This is a genomic window from Brevundimonas sp. (assembly GCF_036400995.1).
In the GTDB taxonomy this organism is placed as follows: Bacteria; Pseudomonadota; Alphaproteobacteria; order Caulobacterales; family Caulobacteraceae; genus Brevundimonas.
Genome location: NZ_DASWWG010000082.1, coordinates 1 through 2,184 on the forward strand (window position 1 = coordinate 1; position 2,184 = coordinate 2,184).

General features: G+C 69.6%; 2 protein-coding genes. One reads left to right on the forward strand and one right to left on the reverse strand.

Annotation, left to right across the window (positions count from 1 at the left end; genetic code table 11):
• A partial coding sequence (gene lepA, locus VGE03_RS11770) for a translation elongation factor 4 (RefSeq protein WP_331046663.1) occupies positions 1-1,111 on the forward strand: 1,111 nt, incomplete at its 5' end.
• A gap of 45 nt (positions 1,112-1,156) precedes the next feature.
• Here lepA and VGE03_RS11775 read toward each other — a convergent pair.
• On the reverse strand, positions 1,157-2,184 hold a 1,028-nt coding region (locus VGE03_RS11775; RefSeq protein ID WP_331046664.1), incomplete at its 5' end, for an NfrA family protein.

Genomic DNA, 2,184 nt, shown 5'->3' on the forward strand with positions numbered 1-2,184 from the left:
CGGCTCGACCCACCTGGTCGACCGCGTCGGCGTCTTCCTGCCCAAGAACACCCCGGTCGACCAGCTCGGCCCGGGCGAGGTCGGCTTCATCACCGCCCAGATCAAGGAAGTCGCCCACGCCGCCGTCGGCGACACCATCACCGAGGAAAAGCGCCCGACCGCCGAACCGCTCAAGGGCTTCAAGGAAGTCCAGTCGGTGGTCTTCTGCGGCCTCTTCCCGGTCGACGCCGCCGACTTCGAGGACCTGCGCGCGGCCATCGCCCGCCTGCGCCTGAACGACGCCTCCTTCACCTACGAGATGGAAAGCTCGGCCGCCCTGGGCTTCGGCTTCCGCTGCGGCTTCCTCGGCCTGCTGCACCTCGAGATCATCCAGGAGCGCCTGAGCCGCGAGTTCAACCTCGACCTGATCGCGACGGCTCCCTCGGTCGTCTACAAGATCAAGCAGCGGGACGGCACGACCGTCGACCTGCACAACCCGGCCGACCTGCCCGACGTCATGCAGATCCTCGAGATCGAGGAGCCGTGGATCAAGGCCACCATCATGACCCCCGAGGAATACCTCGGCGGCGTGATCAAGCTGTGCCAGGACCGCCGCGGCGAGCAGAAGGAACTGACCTGGGTCGGGACCCGCGCCATGGTCGTCTACGAACTGCCGCTGAATGAGGTCGTCTTCGACTTCTACGATCGCCTGAAGTCGATCTCGAAGGGCTACGCCTCGTTCGACTACGAGATCACCGAGTACAAGCAGGGCGACCTCGTGAAGATGTCGATCCTGGTCAATGCCGAGCCGGTCGACGCCCTCAGCATGCTGGTCCACCGCACCCGCGCCGAGACCCGCGGCCGCGGCATGGTCGAGAAGATGAAGGAGCTGATCCCTCCGCACATGTTCCAGATCCCGATCCAGGCGGCCATCGGCGGCAAGATCATCGCCCGCGAAACCGTCCGCGCCCTGCGCAAGGACGTGACTTCAAAGTGCTACGGCGGCGACGCCACCCGGAAGAAGAAGCTTCTGGAGAAGCAGAAGGAAGGCAAGAAGCGCATGCGGCAGTTCGGCAAGGTCGAAATCCCGCAGGAAGCCTTCATCGCGGCGCTCAAGATGGATGAGGATTGAGGGGGAGGGGGAGCCGGTTCGGCTCCCCCTTTTTCGTTCCGCGGATCAGAACCCCACCGTCACCGCCGCCACAAACCCCTCGTCCCGCGGCCCGTCGCCGATCGGCGCGTAATACCCCAGCGACACATCCAGATAGCTGCCCGGCGCGCGCAGGTCGTCGCCGCCCATCCAGTGCCTCCACGCCACGCGCGGGCCCGCCGCGACCGCCCAGTCCTCCGCCCGCAGGCTGTCGTAGTCGGCCCTCACGCCGACGCCGGCGGTGACCGTGTCGCGACGGCTCTCCGACGCCACCCAGGTCCAGCCCAGGTTGGCGTCCGCCACCGCATAGGTCTGCTCGTCTTCCAGCAGGCGGGCGACGTCCAGATAGACGTGGGCTGACGGCCAGCTGTCGCGGTCGAAACGCAGGTCGCCGCCCACATCCGCCGACCAGGCGGCGCGCAGCATGGTGTCGTCCCGCGCCGCGTCGCCCAGGGCGATCAGGCGGCTGGCCTCCAGCGACAGATTGGTCTCGGTGAAGGGCTTCCAGCGCACGCCCACCCAGCCCTGCGTGCTTTCGCTTCCGGTCGGGCCGGTGTCGGCGTCGACGGTCTGGTAGGCGCGGGCGAAGACCTGCACCGGGCGGCCGTTGTTGTCGCCGCCGACGCGGGCCCAGACCTCGCCGCCGACCTGGGTCACCTGATCGCCGCCGTTGTTCAGCAGGGGCGCGGCGCTGTCGGCCGGGCCGGTCGAGACGGTGGCCGTGCCGCCGAAGCGATGCTCCAGCGTCTGCAGCTCGCGGCCGATCTCCTGACGCCGCTGGGCGGTCATCTGTTCGGCGGGCAGGGTCCGCGCGCCCTGTTCCAGCCAGGTGATCGCTTCCGCATCCTGACCGGCCCGGCGCGCGGCGTAGGCGGCGTCCAGCGCCTGCGCCCCCTTCAGCGGTTCGGCCCGGTCGGCGGCGGCGAAGCCCTGCACGGCCAGCCGATCGTCGCCCGCGCCGGCGGCGGCGTAGGCGAAGTCCAGCGGCGCGTCGCCCGGCAGCATGCCGACGGCGTGGGCCTCGCGCAGCACGGCGCGCGCCTCGGCCGCGCGGC